Source organism: Paraburkholderia adhaesiva (genome assembly GCF_021390575.1).
GTDB classification, from domain to species: domain Bacteria; phylum Pseudomonadota; class Gammaproteobacteria; order Burkholderiales; family Burkholderiaceae; genus Paraburkholderia; species Paraburkholderia adhaesiva.
In genome coordinates this window covers 1,222,237-1,240,314 of record NZ_JAJEJQ010000001.1, presented here as the reverse complement: position 1 = coordinate 1,240,314, position 18,078 = coordinate 1,222,237, and the positions used below count along the sequence as shown (strand labels likewise).

The window sequence follows — 18,078 nt, the reverse complement described above, 5'->3', positions numbered from 1 at the left end:
AGCATCGCGCGATGAAAAAACAGGCTGCGCGATTAACTCCACTACTCTTCGTGCCCTGCTGGCCTCGTTAGACGATTCGTGTGGCTCGCGGGATTTCTCGCACTCGCGGCTCTTTTCCACCACATCGTTCTCAAAGACGACGTCCTGACCACGATGCTTCCGCGCGCGTTTCCGGTGGGACGGCCAGGAACTGACCGCTAGCGTCTAAGCACTTGTCAGAATCGTTTAGAAAATCCAACGGTCAGACCGTGTGGAAGTATCTGGACGAATAGCGACGTATTCCATGTCGTCGACAGGTAACCGACAGCCGTGCCCAGCGCCCACCCCGCGAGAACGTCCGTTTGCCAGTGCGCCTGCGCCTTCATCCGCGCCACCGCATCATAGGCGGGCAGTAATTCGAGTGCCCAGACCAACGGATAACGCCGCCCGTAATTGACGATAAACGGCGTGACGAAGCTCGCCTGCAGGGTGACTTCTCCGCTCGGGAAGCTGTCTCCACCTTTCACGAACCACGCGTTCGGCCCCAATCCACTATCGGGGCGTGCACGCCTGAACGCATATTTCATGCCCTGCGCAGCAACGGCGGATATGGCCACCGCATCCGCGGTTTGCCAGAACGTATGCCCGAGTTCCGTGCCATCGCCCAGCCACAGCGCGCCACCCGTCGTAATGGCAATGGCCGAATACTCAAGGGCCAGCTGAACGTTCCGGTTCCAGATTCCGCTTTGGTCATAGGCCAGTTTGTGGTCAAGACCCGCGTGGGCCGCGACGCTGACGATACTCATGGACGCCGCGACGATCAGCGGATTGAAGACACGTCGCGAGAACGTCAATAACCGGAAGACCATGGCTGCCACCTTTTCGTTTCGCATGACTGACGAATGAAAGATAGACGTGGCGATGTGTCGATTGAGCGCCGCGTCAGACGCGTTGCGCGCATTTAGTGCCTGTCTTGACCGCGCACGACAACGGATGTGCTGCGATGCACGGCGTTGGCAAGATGTAAGTATTTCTTCGGAACGCCGGAAAATGACGATCGCCACCGCTTAGGCGATACGGATCGGCGTGAAAGCAGCGCTTTCGACCACGCTGTGCACCCGGAACGCCCGTCCGACTCCGCGGATTTGCGTCCAGGCGACCTGAGCACCCGACCTCGAGACAGGCAACGTTCCTGCCGCGGTCACGCGCTGGGCAATGACAATGCTCGCGGTGACGCGTCACGTATCCGCGCTCAGGATTCGCGTTAAAGGAGTACTTTACTGCCGGTACCTGAAGAAAAGATTAAGCGTTAATTTCAATTCAATTTCACTATCTCGCGCTGGCAAGACAACGCCGCGCTGCGAGCAGTGCACCGGAAGGGCCGCTTTATGCGCGAACGCTACCGCCGCAACATGCGCCGCGCACCGATAAATCACCAAAGTGCACCGATTTCAACCCGAACGGTCTGGTGCAATTTATGTATAGTTGTGAATTGAAACCTCGGTGGCTTTTTGCATATACAGGGGAAACTATGCAATCCAGGGAACACTGGGAGCGGGTTTACACGACAAAGTCCCCGACCGGCGTGAGCTGGTTCCAGGAGCATGCTCGCCAATCCGTAGAACTGATCCGGCAAACCGGCGTAGCAAAGGATGCCACGATCATCGATGTGGGTGGCGGCGCCTCCACGTTGATCGATGACCTGATCGGTGAAGGCTATCTCAACCTCACCGTGCTCGACCTGTCCGAGGCTGCCTTGTCCGCGGCGAGGACCCGCCTGGGTGCGCGCGCAAATCGCGTCGCGTGGATCGCTGGCGACATCACGCAAATCGAGCTTCCCGTCCACGCCTACGACGTCTGGCACGACAGGGCGGTTTTTCACTTCCTGACCGCCAAAGAGGAACGCGAAGCCTACGTCCGGACGGTGCTGCGGGCAGTCAAACCTGGCGGCAGTGTTATCGTCGCGACGTTCGCGGAGGATGGCCCCGATCACTGCAGCGGCCTGCCTGTGGTTCGCTACAGCCCCGACGCGTTGCATGACGAATTTGGCGCTCCGTTCACGCTTCTCAGACAGGAGCGCGAAGAGCACCACACTCCGTTCGGGACGGTTCAGAAGTTCATTTATTGCCTGTGCCGCAAAGAAGCAGACTGACGGGCGTCCGGCCCATGCCGGCGTGGCGGTTCGCGGGATGTCCGCGATGCAACGCGATGTCACTTGCTCATGAAAATTCTTCTCGTTGAAGATGACGACCTGATTGGCAGCGGCGTGGAAATCAGCTTGAGTCAGGCGGATTATGACGTCGAGTGGGTGCGCGACGGCCGCGACGCCGCGATAGCGCTCGCCACGACGCGCTATGCGCTGGTCGTCCTCGATCTCGGCTTGCCAGGCAAGTCGGGAAACGACCTCCTTCGCTCGATGCGTGAAGCGGGCGACGATACGCCCGTACTGGTGCTCACCGCACGCGGCACGGTGGCGGACCGCGTCCGGGGTCTCGATGCCGGTGCGGACGATTACCTGGCCAAGCCGTTCGAGCTTTCTGAAATGCTCGCGCGCAGCCGCGCACTGGTGCGCCGTTCGCAAGGACGCAGCGGCGAAACCATCGTCTGGCGAGACATCGCGGTCGACCTGGCAACGCATACCGTCACACGCAACGATAGCCGCGTCGCACTGACCGCCAAAGAATGGTCCATCCTGATCCAGTTGATCACGCATCAGGGCATGCCGCAATCGCGAACGCGTCTCGAAGATCTTCTATACGGCTGGTCGGACGGCGTCGAAAGCAACGCCATCGAAGTGCACGTTTCGAATTTGCGCAAGAAGCTCGGCGCCGATTTGATCCGGACGATTCGCGGAATTGGGTACATTGTCGAAAAGCCATGATGTCGCACTCGATCCGCCGCCGCCTCTCATTGACGCTGCTGTCCTGTGTTTCCCTCGTCTGGATCGTGGCGGTTTTCAGCAGTTTCCGGCACGCGTCGCGCGAGGTTCAGGAATACGAGGATGCGCGGCTCGTCGAATACGCGGTGCTCTTCGCCCGCCTCGACGATGCCGATCTGGACCGGTTCGTGCGCACTCCCATCGACATCCGGTTTGAGGTGACCGACCCGGCGCAGCCGGACAGCGAAGAGGTGGACAGCGATCTCCTGCCCCGACACGTTCTCTTCGAGGTGCTCGGACCAGACGGCCGCGTCCTGGCGTCGAGCGTACCGAGCGACGCAGCCACGCTGGGCGCCTGGTACGATGGGCGTCCGTGGCCCCGGACGCTCAAGATCGATGGCGTCCCGTGGCGCCTCTATGAACTGCGTGATGCGGAAGCAGACCGGACGGTTCGGGTGATGGTCGCGTCCAACACGGAAAGCGATCTCGCGACCGACACGGCCTGGCAAATCGTCTGGCCGTTGCTCGCCGCCCTGCCCGTGCTCGCGATTCTGCTCTGGTACGCGATCGGTCGAAGCCTCACCCCGCTCAAGACGTTGTCCGCGTCCATTCGCGCGCGGGCCCCCGATTCTCTCGAGCCCATCGGCATTGCCGCCGTACCGGACGAAGTACGACCACTCGTCGATGCCATCAACCGCCTGCTCTCTCAACTCCGGCAATCGCTTGTGCGCGAACGCTCATTCACGTCCGATGCGGCCCATGAACTGAAGACGCCGCTTGCTGCCATCAAGATCCAGGCGCAGGTCGCGTTGGCGGCAAACGATCCGTCACTGCAGCGACTCGCCATGCAGCGGGTCGTTCAGGGTGTCGACCGCAGCGCGCGTCTAGCCGAGCAATTGCTTCTGCTCGCACGGCTCGACGAGCACGAGCGCATTCCGGCCAGCAGCGTTGCGTTGAACGGAATCGTGGAAGAGGCAGTCAGCCGCCACGTTGCCCATGCGCGCGAGAAGTCGATCGCCATCGCCGTCAAATGTCATGGCGCGCACACCATTCACGCCGATCCGGTTCTCATTGCCATACTGCTCGATAACCTGCTCGACAACGCGATCAAATACGGCACGCACGACGGACACATCGAAATTTCGCTATTCAAGCGCGGCGCGATGCAATGCCTTGCAGTCCGCGACGACGGGCCCGGCGTCGACGACGACGAGCGCGCGCGGCTAACCGACCGCTTTTATCGCGGCGCCAGCGTGCAGGCTCCGGGCAGCGGGCTCGGGCTGTCGATCGTCGATCGCATCGCGCGGTACTTCAGCGGTACGGTCCACTTCGAGCCGGGGTTGAAGGGCCGCGGACTTGCCGTTGTCGTTGAATTCCCTGCTGCGGACAACATCCCGCCCGACCAGCAACGCGCCGCCATTCGCGACGATGAGTATGCGCAAGGCGACGGGCCGCCCGCTTAATGTCTTGTTAAGAATTCCTGTGTAGGATCGGCCGTTTTAAACCGAACCTTCTTCGGCAGGGATCGCCATGAATGTCACGTCAAAATACGACGCTGTCTCACGGTTTCTTCATTGGCTCGTCGTGTCACTCGTCGGTGTGCAGTTCGTGCTGGGCTGGACCATGCCGGACGTGCATCGCGACACCCGCCCGGAAGGCCTGATCGCCTGGCATCTCGTCGTCGGCACCGCGTTGCTTGCCGCGATGGCCTGCCGCATTCTATGGCGCGCCACGCATCGCGCGCCGGCCAACGATCAGGCCCAGCCATTGCGCACGCTCTCTGGCCTCACGCATTACGCGCTGTACGCGTTGCTGGTCGCCGTCCCGGTGCTCGGCTGGATCAACGCTTCGTCACGTGCCTGGCGCGTGACCTTGTTCGGTGCGATCCCGCTTCCTTCGCTTTCGTCCGCCGGGTCATCGTTCGGTCACGCCATGGGCGACGTTCATGGCGTCCTCGCCTGGGCACTGTTCTCCCTGATCTGCCTGCATGTCGGGGCCGCCCTGCTGCATCGATTCGTCCTTCGCGACCAGACGCTGCAGCGGATGATGCCGTGGTGACGTGTTTATAAACGGTTGACGGTTTCAGCCGTCGTTTCGCGCTCGGCGTCGGCGCAAGATCGCAACGATATTTGCGCTTTTCCATCGACGCACGTCACAGACAAAACTCGATCCGCGACTGATCAACTTCAACTGATCGCGGCCGCGAGAAGCGTGTTTTACACACAGCTTCTCGTGGTCCGAGCGCACATCCATTCGTTGGTCGCTCGCGAAGCAGCCGCCGAATGCCCGCGTCACAGCACGCCAGCGAACTCCGGCTCCGCGAGCCCCTTCACACCGGGGTTCAACACGAGCACACAGCCGTCATGCTCGCCGACGCCACCCGCCGGCTGGATTGACGCGACGAATAGCATGTCGAGATTCGAGCCGCCGAACGCGCACATCGATGGCTTCGACACCGGCAGTTCGATCGAGCGATCGAGCCGGCCGTCTGGCGTGAATCGCAGCAACAGGCCCGCGTCATTCGCACAAATCCAGTAGCACCCGTCCGCATCGACCGCTGCGCCATCGGGGCGGCCCGAGTGATCGTGCAGGTTCGCGAACAGGCGTCGGTTGGTCGGCATGCCATCGTCGACGTCGTAGTCGAACGCCCACACGAGTCGCTCAGTCGGCCAGGAGTCCGACAAGTACATCGTGCGCCCGTCCGGCGACCACGCGAGACCATTCTGCGTGCAAAGCCCATCGACGACCGGTGCGGACAACCCTGCCCCAGCATCGTAGCGATAAAGCTTGCCTGCGGCCTCGCGGCCAACGGGGTCCTGCACCATCGTGCCGGACCAGAACCGCCCTTGACGATCGCAGCGGCCGTCGTTGAAGCGCATCCGCGCAGCCGCATGCTCGACGGCGGCGACGAGGCGCACCGTCGATGTGCCATGCCGCACGCCATCGGCCGGTTCATCGAGCGTCACCGCGAAGAGACCGCTTTCCATCGCGGCGAGCACGACACCGTTGCGGTCGAACGCGATGCAGCCGACGCGCTCCGGCAACGCCCATTCAGTACGCCGCGCATGGGCCAGCGAATATCGGACGATGGTCTGCGCCGGAATATCGACCCAGTACAGCGCGTTTTCCGCCGCGCGCCACACCGGACTTTCGCCAACACTGCAGCGCCGCGCGTGCTCCGTCTCGAGGCGCTCGACGTTGAGCCGCTGCGGCGTCACACTCACGACTTCGGCTCCATCGGTCCTAGCAGCACGTATGGGCCGCCATGATGGAGACGCGTGATGTCGCTCGTATCGATCGGCCCTTCGATCGGGAAGCGGTCAGCGAACGGCCGCGAACTGTCCTTCGCGACGAAGCCGAGATGGGCCGCCTTCGTGTTGTCCCACCACTTCGCGGGATTGTCGGACATGCCGAACACGATCGTATGATCGACGCGCGTCGCGAACAGCGAGCAGCGCACGAGTTCGATCAGGTCGGCGAAGCTGATGTACGTCACGAGCATTCGCGTGTTCTGCGGCGCCTCGTACGCGGAGCCGATCCGCATGCAGACCGTCTCGATCCCGAAGCGATCGAAGTAGTAGCGTGACATCGACTCGCCGAAACACTTGCTGATGCCGTACATCGAGTCCGGGCGCACCGGGTCGTTCGCGTCGATCACCTCGGTCGTCTTGTAGAAGCCGATCGCGTGATTCGAGCTCGCGTAAATCACGCGGCGCACGCCCTGTTTCTGCGCGGCCGAATACAGGTTGTACGTGCCGAGGATGTTTGCCTGCATCACGTCGTCGAACGGCGCCTCGACCGAAATGCCACCCATGTGCACGATCGCATCCACGCCTTCCGCGATCGCCAGCATCGCGGCGCGATCCGCGAGATCGGCCTGGATCACTTCTTCGCCCGGCCCTGCCGCTTGCATCGGCGCGATATCGGTGCAGCGCACAATGTCGGCCCAGTCGCGCATGGCGACACGCAGGATCCGACCGAGATTGCCCGCCGCACCCGTCAGCAGCAGACGCTTGAATGGTTTATTGCCCTTGTCCATCCTTGACCTCATGTTTGATTACCAGTCGCGCCCGCCTCCGGCAGACAGCGTTCCTGTATTTCCAGATTTCCAGACTGCAGGGAAAACGTTATCCTTCGCTGATGAAAAAACGCGCCCCTACCATTCGCGACGTCGCCGCATCAGCTGGTGTGTCAGTCGCTACGGTGTCCAAATTCATTAACGGCACACAACGCTTCTCGCCGCCGGTCGAAGCGCGCCTGAAGGCGACCATCGCACGGCTCGGCTATCAGTCGAATCCACACGCGCGCTACATGGTGACCGGCGAAACGCGCACGATCGGCGTCGCGGTGCTCGACATCCGCAACCCGCACTTTACGAGCCTCGTGAAAGGCGCAAACCGCATCGCGCTGCAATTCGACTACACACTGCTGCTCGTCGATCTCGAAGAGAATCCGGCGCGCGAGTATCAGCTGCTCGAAGCGCTCGGTCGTCGTGTCGACGGGCTGCTGCTCAACACGCGTATGCCCGACGATGTGACGGACAAGCTCGCTCCGCTCGACAAGCCGATTGTGATGCTCAACCGCCTGTCGACGAATCCGCAGATCGCGAGCGTGAACCCGGACAACCATCGTGCCGGTTTCATGCTCGCGCAGCACCTGCTGAACCAGGGCTACCGCAACATCGGCTACCTCGGCTACGCACACGCTCAGCCGAACGCACTGCGCCTCGCCGGCGTGACCGAGTGCCTCGCGAGTGCAGGCATCACGCCACGCCTGTTCGAAGCGGACGCACCCAGCGCCGCGGCCGGCGAGCGAGCGTGTTCGTCGATCCTCTTCGGTCCCGAGCGTCCGGCTGCGCTGATCTGCTACAACGACCTGATCGCGCTCGGCTTCCTGAAGGAGGCCCGCAACCTCGGTTTTTCGCTGCCGGGCGACGTCGCGGTGTGCGGCTTCGACAATATTTCGCATGGCGAATATGCGTGGCCAGGACTCACGACCGTCGACATCCAGAGCGAACGTCTCGGCGAAATCGCCATGCTGCGACTGCTCGATGCCATCGCCGGCAAACCCGCTGGCGAAAACAAGCTCCTCGAACCGCGTCTGATCGTGCGCGAATCCACGCTCAACAAATCGCGCGCTGCGTAGCGGCCACGTCGACACACTGCGGAGGTGATGCTGCAGCAAACGACTGCTGCATCACCCTCGCCGCAACGAGAGCCGTTTAGATCGCGCCCGAAAACACGTACGACGTCTTCACGGTCGTGTAGAACTCACGCGCATAGCTGCCCTGCTCGCGCGGGCCGTAGCTCGATCCCTTGCGGCCGCCAAACGGCACGTGATAATCGACGCCGGCCGTTGCCGTGTTGATCATCACCATGCCGGCCTGCACATTGCGCTTGAAGTGATTTGCGTACTTCAGCGACGTCGTGCAGATGCCTGCGGACAGACCGAACTCCGTATCGTTCGCGACGGCCAGTGCCTCGTTGTAGTCCTTCACCTTGATCACCGAAGCGACCGGGCCGAACACTTCTTCGCGGTTGATGCGCATGTCCGGCGTCGTGCCGGTCACGAGCGCCGGCGCGAGGAAGAAACCGCGCGTCGCGCGCTCGACGCGCTCGCCGCCGAATACCGTGCCGCCCTCTTCGCGTGCGATCGCGATGTAGCGCTCGTCCTGTTCGAGTTGACGCTCGTCGACCACCGGGCCGATCTGCGTCGATTCGTCGAGCGCATCGCCAACGCGGATCTTCGAAAGACGCGTCTTCACGGCTTCAACGAAGCGGTCGTGAATGCCTTCGGTCACGATCAGACGGCTCGACGCGGTGCAACGCTGACCGGTCGAATAGAACGAGCCGTTGACGCACGCTTCGACGGCGACATCGAGATCGGCATCATCGAGCACGACCATCGGATTCTTGCCGCCCATTTCGAGCTGGAATTTCTTGCCTTTCTGCACGCACTTCGCGCCGATCGCGCGACCCGTCGCAACCGACCCGGTGAAGCTGATCGCATCGATTCCTTCGGACTCCACGAGAATTTCGCCGACCACCGAACCACGGCCCATCACGAGATTGATCACGCCAGCCGGCGCGCCTGCTTCGGCGATGATGCGCACCAGTTCCCACGTCGAAGCCGGCACGAGGTCCGCCGGCTTGATCACCACGCAGTTGCCGTACGCGAGCGCCGGCGCGATCTTCCACGCGGGAATCGCAATCGGGAAATTCCACGGCGTGATCATGCCGATCACACCGAGCGGCTCGCGGGTGATCTCGACGGTCATGCCCGGACGCACCGACGGCACGATCTCGCCGCCAACACGCAGCGTCTCGCCAGCGAAGAACTTGAAGATCTGCCCAGCGCGGCCGACTTCGCCGATCGCTTCGGGCAGCGTCTTGCCTTCCTCGCGAGCGAGCAGCTTGCCGAGTTCGGCCTTGCGTTCGAGGATCACCGTGCCGACGCGGTCGAGCACGTCGAAACGCTGCTGCGGCGTCGATTGCGACCACGCCGGGAACGCAGCGCGCGCGGCTGCGATGGCTTGATGCGTCTGCGCGGCGTCGGCCTGCGCGAACTCGCCGATCACGTCGTCGAGATTCGACGGATTGACGTTGCGCGAAAGCTTGTCGCTCTCAACCCATTGTCCGCCGATGTAGTTTGCAAACTGGCTCATGTTCAATCCCTGTTCGATGTTCGTGATGGCGTTCAGCCGCGGCTCTTGCGCCAGGCTTCGAAACCGGCGAGCGTTTCCTCGTTCGGCGGATACGTGCCCGGCAACGGGCGACCCGACTCGATGCAGGTCGTGAGGTACTCTTCGAGCAGCTCCTGAGCGGCCGCGTCGCGGGCGACTTCTTCCGCGAGATGGCTCGGCACGACCACGACGCCATCGGCGTCACCAACAATGATGTCGCCCGGATAGACGGCAACGCCGCCGCACGCGATCGGCACGTTGATATCAATCGCGTGGTGCTTCGCGAGATTCAGCGGCGCGGCGGCGCCGGCGCAGTACATCGGCAGGCCGGTCGCGGCAATCGATACGCTGTCGCGCACCGGGCCGTCCGAAACCATGCCCGCGACGCCACGCACCTTCAGGCGCGCCGCGAGAATCGAGCCGACCGAGCCGACGCTGCGCTCTTCACGGCAGTCCTGCACGAGCACGCTGCCTGCCGGTGCGGTTTCGATCGCTTTGCGCTGCGGGTGGTTCGGGTCCTGGAACGCGCCAACGTGGTCGAGATCCTCGCGCGCGGGAATGTTGCGCAGCGTGAATGCCGGGCCGACAAGGTTAGGCGTGCCAGGCGCTACCGCTGCGAGCGGCTTCACGTTCTGGATGAAAACATTGCGCAGCCCGCGCTTGAACAGTTGCGTGGTGATCGTCGCGGTGCTGACGTGGCGCAGCTGCTCGAGTGCGGCGTCGCTCACGGTAATGGCGGTGGTGGTCATACGTTCGTCCTGTATCGGATGAATGCGGATAAATGCAGTGGGATGCGATGGCCGCGCAGCGTTGCGCGGCCTCAGGTGTTCGCGGACTTCGCGTGAATCACGCGGTCCGCACAGTCGATCAGTGAATCTCGGGCTCGCCCTGTTCACGCTCGTCGGTGTTCTGCGCCTGCGGCTCCTCGAGGAAGTCGAAGTCGCAGCCCTTGTCGGCCTGCGTCACGTGCATCTGGTGAATCACGCCATAGCCGCGCTCGAACACAGGCTTCGGCGGCTGCCATGCAGCGTGGCGTGCCGCGAGTTCCTCGTCGCTCACTTCGAGGTGCAGGCGGCGGCCCGGCACGTCCAGCTCGATGATGTCGCCGTCCTTCACGAGCGCGAGCGGCCCGCCGACGAACGATTCAGGCGCGACGTGCAGCACGCACGCGCCGTAGCTGGTGCCGCTCATCCGCGCGTCCGAGATGCGGACCATGTCGCGCACGCCTTCTTTCAGGAGCTTTTGCGGAATCGGCAACTGGCCCCACTCGGGCATGCCAGGCGCGCCGACCGGACCCGCGTGCTGCAGCACGATCACCGAGTCGGCGGTGACCGGCAGCTCCGGATCGTCGATCCGTGCGGCCATGTCGTTGTAGTCCTTGAACACGATCGCCGGACCGCGGTGCGTGAGCAGATGCTGCTCCATCGCCGCCGGCTTGATCACTGCACCCGACGGCGCGAGGTTGCCGGTCAGCACCGCAAGACCGTCGCGCTCGACGAGCGGGTTGCTGCGACGGCGGATCACGTCGTCGTTGTAGATTTCGGCGCCGCGTGTGTTCTCGCCGATCGTCTGGCCGTTCACGGTCATCTGCGAACCGTCGATCAGGTCGCCGAGTTCCGCGTGCAGCCCACGCAGGCCGCCTGCATAGAAAAAGTCTTCCATCAGGTAAGCACCGGCCGGCCGGAGGTTACCGAGCACCGGCGTCACACGCGCGAGTTCATCGAAGCGCGACGTCGTGAGCGGAATACCGGCGCGGCGCGCAACGGCGATCAGGTGAACGATCGCGTTGGTCGAGCCGGACATCGCCAGCACCGTCGTGATAGCGTTATCAAACGACTTAGGCGTAAGGAAATCGGACGGCTTCAGGTCTTGCCACACCATCTCGACAATGCGCTGGCCCGTCAGCGACGCGAACTGCGCATGACGCGAGTCGGCGGCCGGAATCGACGAGAAGCCCGGCAGCGTGAAGCCGAGTGCTTCCGCGGCGCTCGTCATCGTCGAAGCGGTGCCCATCGTCATGCAGTGGCCCGGCGAGCGCGCGATGCCGCTCTCGATGCCCTGCCACTCTTCCTGCGTGATGTTGCCCGCGCGCAGCTCGGCCCAGTACTTCCACGTATCCGAACCCGAGCCGAGCGTGCGGCCATTCCAGTTGCCGCGCAGCATCGGGCCGGCCGGCACGAAGATCGCCGGCAGGTTCATGCTGAGCGCGCCCATCAGAAGACCCGGCGTGGTCTTGTCGCAACCGCCCATCAGCACGCAGCCGTCGAACGGATACGAGCGCAGGATCTCTTCGGTTTCCATCGCGAGGAAGTTGCGATAGAGCATCGTCGTCGGCTTCTGGAACGGCTCGGCCAACGTCATCACCGGCATTTCGACCGGGAAGCCGCCCGCTTGCCAGATACCGCGCTTCACTTCCTCGACGCGCGCCTTGAAGTGCGTGTGGCACGAGTTGATCTCGCTCCACGTGTTCACGATCGCGATCACCGGCTTGCCCATGTAATCGGACGAGTGGTAGCCCATCTGCGCGGTGCGCGAGCGGTGGCCGAACGAACGCAGATCGTTCACGCCATACCAGCGGTAACTGCGAAGCTGCTCGGGGGTCTTCTTGCGGGTCGGGTTCAAGCGAATTCCTCTTTCTCGATGAAGGCGGTGTTGGCGCAGTGAGTAGTAGTTAAACGGTATCCATGACCGTTCAGCGGGCTCAATGATAGCGTTACCATTGCACTTGCGAGGTAAGGGATAACCCCAGGTAACGGCGGGTGCGGAGGGCTGGACGGTGGGCTGTGTGCTGCGAGGAAGGCCGCGGCCTGAGCGCGTCAGGCCGCGGGATGAATCAGGCGGTATCGCGTGCGACGATCGTGAAACCAACGTCCACGTTGCTTTGCGCCGACACACCACGCAGTCGCGCGATGAGGCAATCGGCGGCCGTGCTGCCGATCCGCTCGCCGTCAACGCGCACGCTCGTTAGCGCAGGACGCATTTCGGCCGCGAATTCGAGGTCGCCGAAGCCGCAAACGGACAAATCCTCGGGCACCTTGATGCCACGCTCGCGCGCCTCTGAGAGCACGCCGAGCGCGAGCAGGTCGGAGCCGCAGAACACGCAATCGATGTCGCTGCCCGCATCGAGTATCTCTGCGAGCTTCTGGCGGCCAAGGTCGACCGAGCTGGGCGGCGCGACGCTCACGTCCGCGACATTGGGGACGCCGTGCTGCACCATTGCCTGCACGAAGCCGTCGTGACGGGCGCGGGCGCGCGCGTCATTCGCGGACACGATGGCGGGTCGCCGCTTGCCGCGCTCGATGAAATGCTTCGCGACCGCGACGCCAACGTCGTAGTGCGAGAAGCCGACCAGCATATCGACGGGCAGATCGGTGGTGTCCCACGTTTCGACTGTGGGCAGTTGCAGACTCAAAAGCCGCGCGCGCAGCGGCGCCGTACGCGCGACGCCGACGAGCAGCACGCCTTCGGGACGGCGGCTCAGCGCGGCATCGAGCACGCGCAGTTCGTCGTCTTCGCTGTAGCCGGCGAGACCGAGCAGCACCTGATAGCCCGCACGCGACATCGCATCGCTGAAGGTCTGAATAGACGTGGAAAAGAGAGAGTGCGCGACGGTCGGCACAATCGCCGCAATCAGCCGCGACTTCGACGACGACAGGCTGCCCGCGAGCCGGTTCGGCACATAGCCGAGTTGCTGGACTGCCTGCTGCACGCGCTGCAAGGTTTCAGGCGCGACGACTTCGGGGCTGTTCAGTGCGCGCGACACCGTGATCGGCGACACCTGCGCGAGTGCTGCAACGTCAGTGATGCGCGTATCGCGCATGCCACCGCGTGCACGTCTGCCGTTGTGCGGCACAACTTTTTCTTTCGGTTTTTCCATCGCTCGAATCTGTTCTTTGACGACGCGCGACGGAGGTGTTCCCCGCGTGCCGCACGTCGATGTCGTGCACCACGCGGAGTGTACCTTACGTCAACGCTCGATCAGTCCTCACGCAGCTTAACCAGCGTCATGCGCGGCATCAGCAGGTGCATGATCGCGAGTGCAATGATGTACGCGAGCGCGCCGGCTGCGAACAGTGCCCAGTATTGACCGGTGCGCTGCAGCGTTTCGCCGATCACACCGGAGAACAGGAACGAACCGAGCATGCCCATCACACCGCCGACACCGATCACCGTGCCGATCGCACGCTTCGGGAACACGTCGGACACCAGCGTGACCAGATTCGCAGACCACCCTTGGTGAGCGGCAGCAGCGAGACCGACTGCGAGCACCGCGAACCACAGCGTCTGGAACTGGGACACGAGCGCGATCGGCATGACGCACAGGGCGCAAACGAGCATCGTCGCCTTGCGTGCGAAGTTCGCGCGCTGCGTGCGTGCCATCAGTCGCGACGACACCCACCCCGCTGCCACGCTGCCGACACACGACATGCCGTAGATCACCATGAGCGGCGCGCCCATGTGCTGGATGTCGATATGATTCGACTCGTTCAGCCACTTCGGCAGCCAGAACAGGTAGAACCACCAGATCGGATCGGTCATGAACTTGCCGACCATGAACGCCCACGTCTCACGGTAGCGCAGCACGGACAGCCAGCTGACCTTCTTCTCTACCGGTTCCGTCTCGCCCGCGTCCGAGTTGATGTACGCGAGTTCTTCTTCCGACACACGCGGATGCGACTTCGCGGGGCGATAGATCACCATCCACACGGCGAGCCAGATGAAACCGGTCACGCCACCGATGATGAACGCCGCGCGCCAGCCCCACATCACCGCGACGATCGGCACGAACGCCGGTGCGACGAGGCCGCCAACCGTGGCACCCATATTCCAGATGCTGGTAGCGAGTGCGCGCTCCTTCTTCGGGAACCAGAGCGCCGTCGTGCGGATCGCGACGGGGAAGTTCGACGCTTCGGAAAAACCGAGGAAACCCCGCACGGCAGCGAAGCCAGGCACGGTCGCAGCGACCGCGTGCAGCATTGCCGCGACGCTCCACAACGCCATTGCGGTGCCGTACACGCCCTTTTCTGCGACCTTGTCGGCGATACGGCCGAACACCGCGAGACCGAGCGCGTACGTGACGGTGAAGACCATCACGGTCTGCGCGTACTGAACCTGGGTCCAGCCGATGTCCTTCTGCAGCAGCGGCGCGAGCAGACCGAGCATCTGCCGGTCCATGTAATTGATGGTGGTCGCGAAAAACATCATCGCGCAGATAGTCCACCGGTAACGGCCAGATGCCACTCTGGCGGCGACTGAGGTGCTAACACTCATTGTTTCGTCTCCGTCCTCTCAGACTCTGATGGTATCGTTATCATCGCGGGGATGATAACGAACCGAGGCTACAAAATCAATCGACGACCCGTGGGCCGGGAATCATGCATGTCCAGCGGTCAGAACAGCACCGTCATGCCGAGCATGCCGACGAACTGATTGCGCGTCGACGACGGCGTCCCGTTCTGCGAATCGCCAACCGACGGCGCTGCATCGACGATCGCGCCGGCCGCATTCAGCGTGCTGCCGTTTGCGTGCTGGTAAGCCTGGATCGCGTACAGCGTCGTGCGCTTCGACAGGTGATACGCCTGCTTCAGTGCGATCTGCTGATAGCGCGCTGCATCGTCGATACCGTTGGCCTTCGATGCCATCGTGTACGAGTAGCCCGCTGCGACATCGAACGCCGGCGTGAAGCGATACGTGCCGATCGCGGCGTACGTGTTGAACACGGCGGTGTCGGTGAATGCGGGGATCGAGTGCGCGCCCGGCAGATAGCGGACGTTCGTGTAGTTCAGGCCGACCATCGCATTGCCAAACGTATAGGTGCCGGCCAATGCTGCGTGACGCACGCTGCGTGCCGACGCATAGCCCTGGTTCAGCGCCGAAATGCCGAACGAGCCGGTCGATGACGAATCGAAATTCGGCGTCGGGTTCGTCGACGTCACGTTCGTCGCTGCGTTATCCATTTGCAGGTAGGCCGCCGCGAAAGACATCGGACCGTACGCGTATTTCAGTGCGCCGCTGAACGTCTGTCCCTTGCCCGTGCTGCCCGGCTGACCACCGAGTGCGTACATCGCGCTTCCCTGCAGGCCAGCGAAAATCGGCGTGTTGTACGTGATCGAGTTATTGATGCGGATCGTCGTGTCGAGACCGTCGATATCGCCCGGGTGCGCGCCGGTTGCGCCGGTGAGCGCCCAGCTCGATGCAAGCGGGCCCACGAACAGCAGGTACGGCGTGTACTGGCGGCCCATCGTGACCTGGCCGTACGCGTTACTGCGCAGACCAACGTAAGCCTGACGGTTGAAGAGCAGGCCGCTCGTCGACGAAGCGCCGGTGTTCAGATCGAAACCTGCCTGCAGATCGAAAATCGCTGCGAGACCGCCGCCGAGATCTTCAACGCCATTCAGGCCCCACTTCGACGCGGCCAGATTGCCCTGGCGCATGTACACGTTCGAGCTGCCCTTCTGGTTGTTTGCGTACGCAACTGCATCGTCAACGGCACCGTACAGCGTCACGCTGCTTTGTGCACAGGCGTCGGCCGCTGCGATCATCGCGCCGGCGGCGATCAATGCGCCGGTGACGCGGGTAGTCATTCGAGTGGTGGTCTTTTTCATCGGGTATCCCTGTTTTTTGGGTCTGCGAATCTTACTGGTAGGGTTACCAGCGTCAACCGGTTGATTTGCACGCACGAGTCGCGTGGCGCCGCTCTGGCAAGGGCTTTCCGGGTGTGAAAGTGGAGCGTACTGGCGCGTGGTTCGCGCCAGTTAAGGAAACAGTTTTCCTTCGGTTTCCTGTGCAGTTAAAGGCCTTCGCAGTCGTCGATTGCTCGGGCTCACGCGATCGCCCGAAACGCATTAATGCGATTTTCTTTGCGGCACAGCGAAAAAAGGCACCGATGAGTCTCCAGGGAAAACGATTACCTCTAATCGCCCGAAATGTGGCATTTTCGCGTCCTAGGTGTAATCCCGGACGGACATTAGCGTAATGGTAGCGATACCATCACGCCCGCGCGTCAAGATCGTCGGCGACATTTATCGTGCTGTGCCGTGTGCCAGCGTCGGCGCGTCGTAAAGTTGTGCCCTTCCGGCAAAGCAGGCGAGCGTAGCTCGTGTGGTTGAAGTCATGCGCCATACCGATCCTCCCTTCCGGTCAGCTCGCGTCTACGCGTCCACCGGGCGCCTTTAGCCACGTTTCCTGCACTTATCGGCCTTCAGCCTATGCCCGTCTTTCAAGACCACGAAATCGTCGAACTCAGGAACGGCGATTCGCTTGTCCGCATCGCCCCGCAATTCGGTGCACGCCTCCTCTCCTGGCATTCAAATGGAGAGTCGATCATCCATTGGCCCGAGGAGGCCGACTGGTCGAAGATCGCCGGACTGCGTGGGGGCAATCCGATCCTGTTTCCGTTTATCGCCCGTCACCGGGTCGATGGTGTGATCGGAAGATGGCGCGATGACGCCGGCGTTGTACGCGACGTACCGATGCACGGCTTCGCGCGGGATCTGCCGTTCAGCGCGGAACAACTCGATGGCGGTACGGGGCTGAGGATGACGCTGGTCGATACGCCGGCCACGCGTGCAGGCTACCCGTTCGGGTTTCGCTTCGAGGTCGTCTATCGGTTGATCGACGCAAGCACACTCGAGGTGGAATTCGTCACGGCCAATACGGGCGATTCGAGAATGCCCTATTACGCGGGACATCATTTCTACTTCACGCTGCCGCACGTGCAACGCAGCGTCAGTACGCTCGAAGTGCCGGCCACACACTACCGGCATCAATCGGCGGACGGCAAGATGTCCGATGCAGCAATCGGCGACGTGGAGTATCGATTCGACGATCCGGACATTGTCGACCGCTTCCATTGCCTTGGCGCAGTGACGGAACGGCCGGTACGCATCGTCATGCCGGAATTGCAGCGGACCATCGAAATCGACTTGCAGCGACCAGGTTCAGCGCCATGGTATGCAGTGACCAGTTGGACCGAGAACGAACAGTCGGATTTTTACTGCGTGGAGCCGTGGTTAGGGCTGCCCGATGCGATTCATCATCGTCTTGGGCTCAGATGGCTGGAGCCTGGCGAGGTCGAGATTGCATCGCTGCGGGTGCGAGTGATTCCGCACGCTGCTCGTTGATTGAGGCCGGACGCGTCGGGCTATCGTATAGATCGCTGCCCTGCTCCCTTCGGTAGGGCCGATGGGCTTCCGGCGAAGTGCCTTTAGGTCGGATCGTGGAATGCCGCAGGGGCATCCTGCGGTTGCCCGTTGGTTTGCAGCAAACGCTCCAAGAAGCGACACTTTTCGCGCGGGAAAAAATAAAGGACTTACGGCTTTCACCGTAAGTCCTTTATATGTCTGGTCGGGGCGAGAGGATTTGAACCTCCGACCACCTGCACCCCATTTAGGTTTTCCGTGATCCCGCCGCGTTCCAGCGCATTCCAGCGCGCCCCATAAACTCACGTATAATCAACGCACTACGTTGATTTTCCGTACCATACCGTTTTAGCCCATTCCTATCCGTTATGTGCTTGGAGTGGGGGTAAGAGTGGGGG

Annotated in this window: 15 protein-coding genes; 6 read left to right on the top strand and 9 right to left on the bottom strand. The window is 62.5% G+C overall.

All coding sequences use genetic code 11. The annotated features are described in order from the left end of the window. Positions 1 to 215 precede the first annotated feature (215 nt). Positions 216 to 848 (bottom strand): phosphatase PAP2 family protein, encoded by a 633-nt coding sequence (locus tag L0U80_RS05560; RefSeq protein WP_233865700.1) that lies wholly within the window; start codon positions 846 to 848, stop codon positions 216 to 218. A 662-nt stretch (positions 849 to 1,510) separates the two neighbouring features. On the opposite strand from L0U80_RS05560, the gene L0U80_RS05555 reads away from it, so the two are divergent. The 4 genes from L0U80_RS05555 to L0U80_RS05540 all read left to right on the top strand — a co-directional run bounded on the left by L0U80_RS05555 (position 1,511) and on the right by L0U80_RS05540 (position 4,915). Beyond that, positions 1,511 to 2,131, top strand: coding sequence for a class I SAM-dependent methyltransferase (locus L0U80_RS05555; protein WP_233865689.1), 621 nt, complete (start codon positions 1,511 to 1,513; stop codon positions 2,129 to 2,131). A gap of 69 nt (positions 2,132 to 2,200) precedes the next feature. Next, complete coding sequence (locus tag L0U80_RS05550) at positions 2,201 to 2,860, top strand: response regulator (RefSeq protein ID WP_233862983.1); 660 nt, start codon at positions 2,201 to 2,203, stop codon at positions 2,858 to 2,860. Then, on the top strand, positions 2,857 to 4,320 hold the full coding sequence (locus tag L0U80_RS05545; RefSeq protein WP_233862982.1) for an ATP-binding protein: 1,464 nt from the start codon (positions 2,857 to 2,859) through the stop codon (positions 4,318 to 4,320). Before L0U80_RS05550 ends, L0U80_RS05545 begins: the two co-directional genes overlap by 4 nt. A gap of 67 nt (positions 4,321 to 4,387) precedes the next feature. Continuing rightward, a complete protein-coding gene (locus L0U80_RS05540) occupies positions 4,388 to 4,915 on the top strand; it encodes a cytochrome b (protein ID WP_233862981.1) in 528 nt (175 codons plus the stop codon). Between the two features lie 233 nt (positions 4,916 to 5,148). Here the strand turns inward: L0U80_RS05540 and L0U80_RS05535 are convergent, their stop codons facing one another. Continuing rightward, a complete protein-coding gene (locus L0U80_RS05535) occupies positions 5,149 to 6,081 on the bottom strand; it encodes an SMP-30/gluconolactonase/LRE family protein (RefSeq protein ID WP_373322108.1) in 933 nt (310 codons plus the stop codon). Further along, positions 6,078 to 6,908, bottom strand: a complete 831-nt coding sequence (locus tag L0U80_RS05530) for an NAD-dependent epimerase/dehydratase family protein (RefSeq protein ID WP_373322107.1) — start codon at positions 6,906 to 6,908, stop codon at positions 6,078 to 6,080. Before L0U80_RS05530 ends, L0U80_RS05535 begins: the two co-directional genes overlap by 4 nt. A gap of 89 nt (positions 6,909 to 6,997) precedes the next feature. Here L0U80_RS05530 and L0U80_RS05525 point away from each other — a divergent pair, with 89 nt between their 5' ends. Continuing rightward, the gene (locus L0U80_RS05525; RefSeq protein ID WP_233862979.1) at positions 6,998 to 8,002 is read left to right on the top strand and encodes a LacI family DNA-binding transcriptional regulator; all 1,005 of its coding nucleotides are present in this window, start codon (positions 6,998 to 7,000) and stop codon (positions 8,000 to 8,002) included. 76 nt (positions 8,003 to 8,078) lie between these two features. On the opposite strand, the gene L0U80_RS05520 is transcribed toward L0U80_RS05525, so the two are convergent. The 6 genes from L0U80_RS05520 to L0U80_RS05495 all read right to left on the bottom strand — a co-directional run bounded on the left by L0U80_RS05520 (position 8,079) and on the right by L0U80_RS05495 (position 16,144). Beyond that, positions 8,079 to 9,521 (bottom strand): aldehyde dehydrogenase family protein, encoded by a 1,443-nt coding sequence (locus tag L0U80_RS05520; protein WP_233862978.1) that lies wholly within the window; start codon positions 9,519 to 9,521, stop codon positions 8,079 to 8,081. 32 nt (positions 9,522 to 9,553) lie between these two features. Further along, positions 9,554 to 10,288, bottom strand: coding sequence for a ribonuclease activity regulator RraA (locus tag L0U80_RS05515; RefSeq protein WP_233862977.1), 735 nt, complete (start codon positions 10,286 to 10,288; stop codon positions 9,554 to 9,556). A 118-nt stretch (positions 10,289 to 10,406) separates the two neighbouring features. Beyond that, positions 10,407 to 12,161, bottom strand: a complete 1,755-nt coding sequence (gene araD / locus L0U80_RS05510; RefSeq protein ID WP_233862976.1) for an L-arabinonate dehydratase — start codon at positions 12,159 to 12,161, stop codon at positions 10,407 to 10,409. A 211-nt stretch (positions 12,162 to 12,372) separates the two neighbouring features. Next, positions 12,373 to 13,416, bottom strand: coding sequence for a LacI family DNA-binding transcriptional regulator (locus tag L0U80_RS05505; protein WP_233862975.1), 1,044 nt, complete (start codon positions 13,414 to 13,416; stop codon positions 12,373 to 12,375). A 101-nt stretch (positions 13,417 to 13,517) separates the two neighbouring features. Continuing rightward, complete coding sequence (locus L0U80_RS05500; RefSeq protein ID WP_233862974.1) at positions 13,518 to 14,810, bottom strand: MFS transporter; 1,293 nt, start codon at positions 14,808 to 14,810, stop codon at positions 13,518 to 13,520. Between the two features lie 119 nt (positions 14,811 to 14,929). Continuing rightward, positions 14,930 to 16,144 carry a porin gene (locus L0U80_RS05495; RefSeq protein WP_373322106.1) on the bottom strand — a complete coding sequence of 405 codons (1,215 nt, stop codon included), beginning with the start codon at positions 16,142 to 16,144 and terminating at the stop codon, positions 14,930 to 14,932. A gap of 603 nt (positions 16,145 to 16,747) precedes the next feature. Between L0U80_RS05495 and L0U80_RS05490 the strand changes: the two genes are divergently transcribed. Continuing rightward, a complete protein-coding gene (locus L0U80_RS05490) occupies positions 16,748 to 17,662 on the top strand; it encodes an aldose epimerase family protein (RefSeq protein WP_233862973.1) in 915 nt (304 codons plus the stop codon). Positions 17,663 to 18,078: the final 416 nt, after the last annotated feature.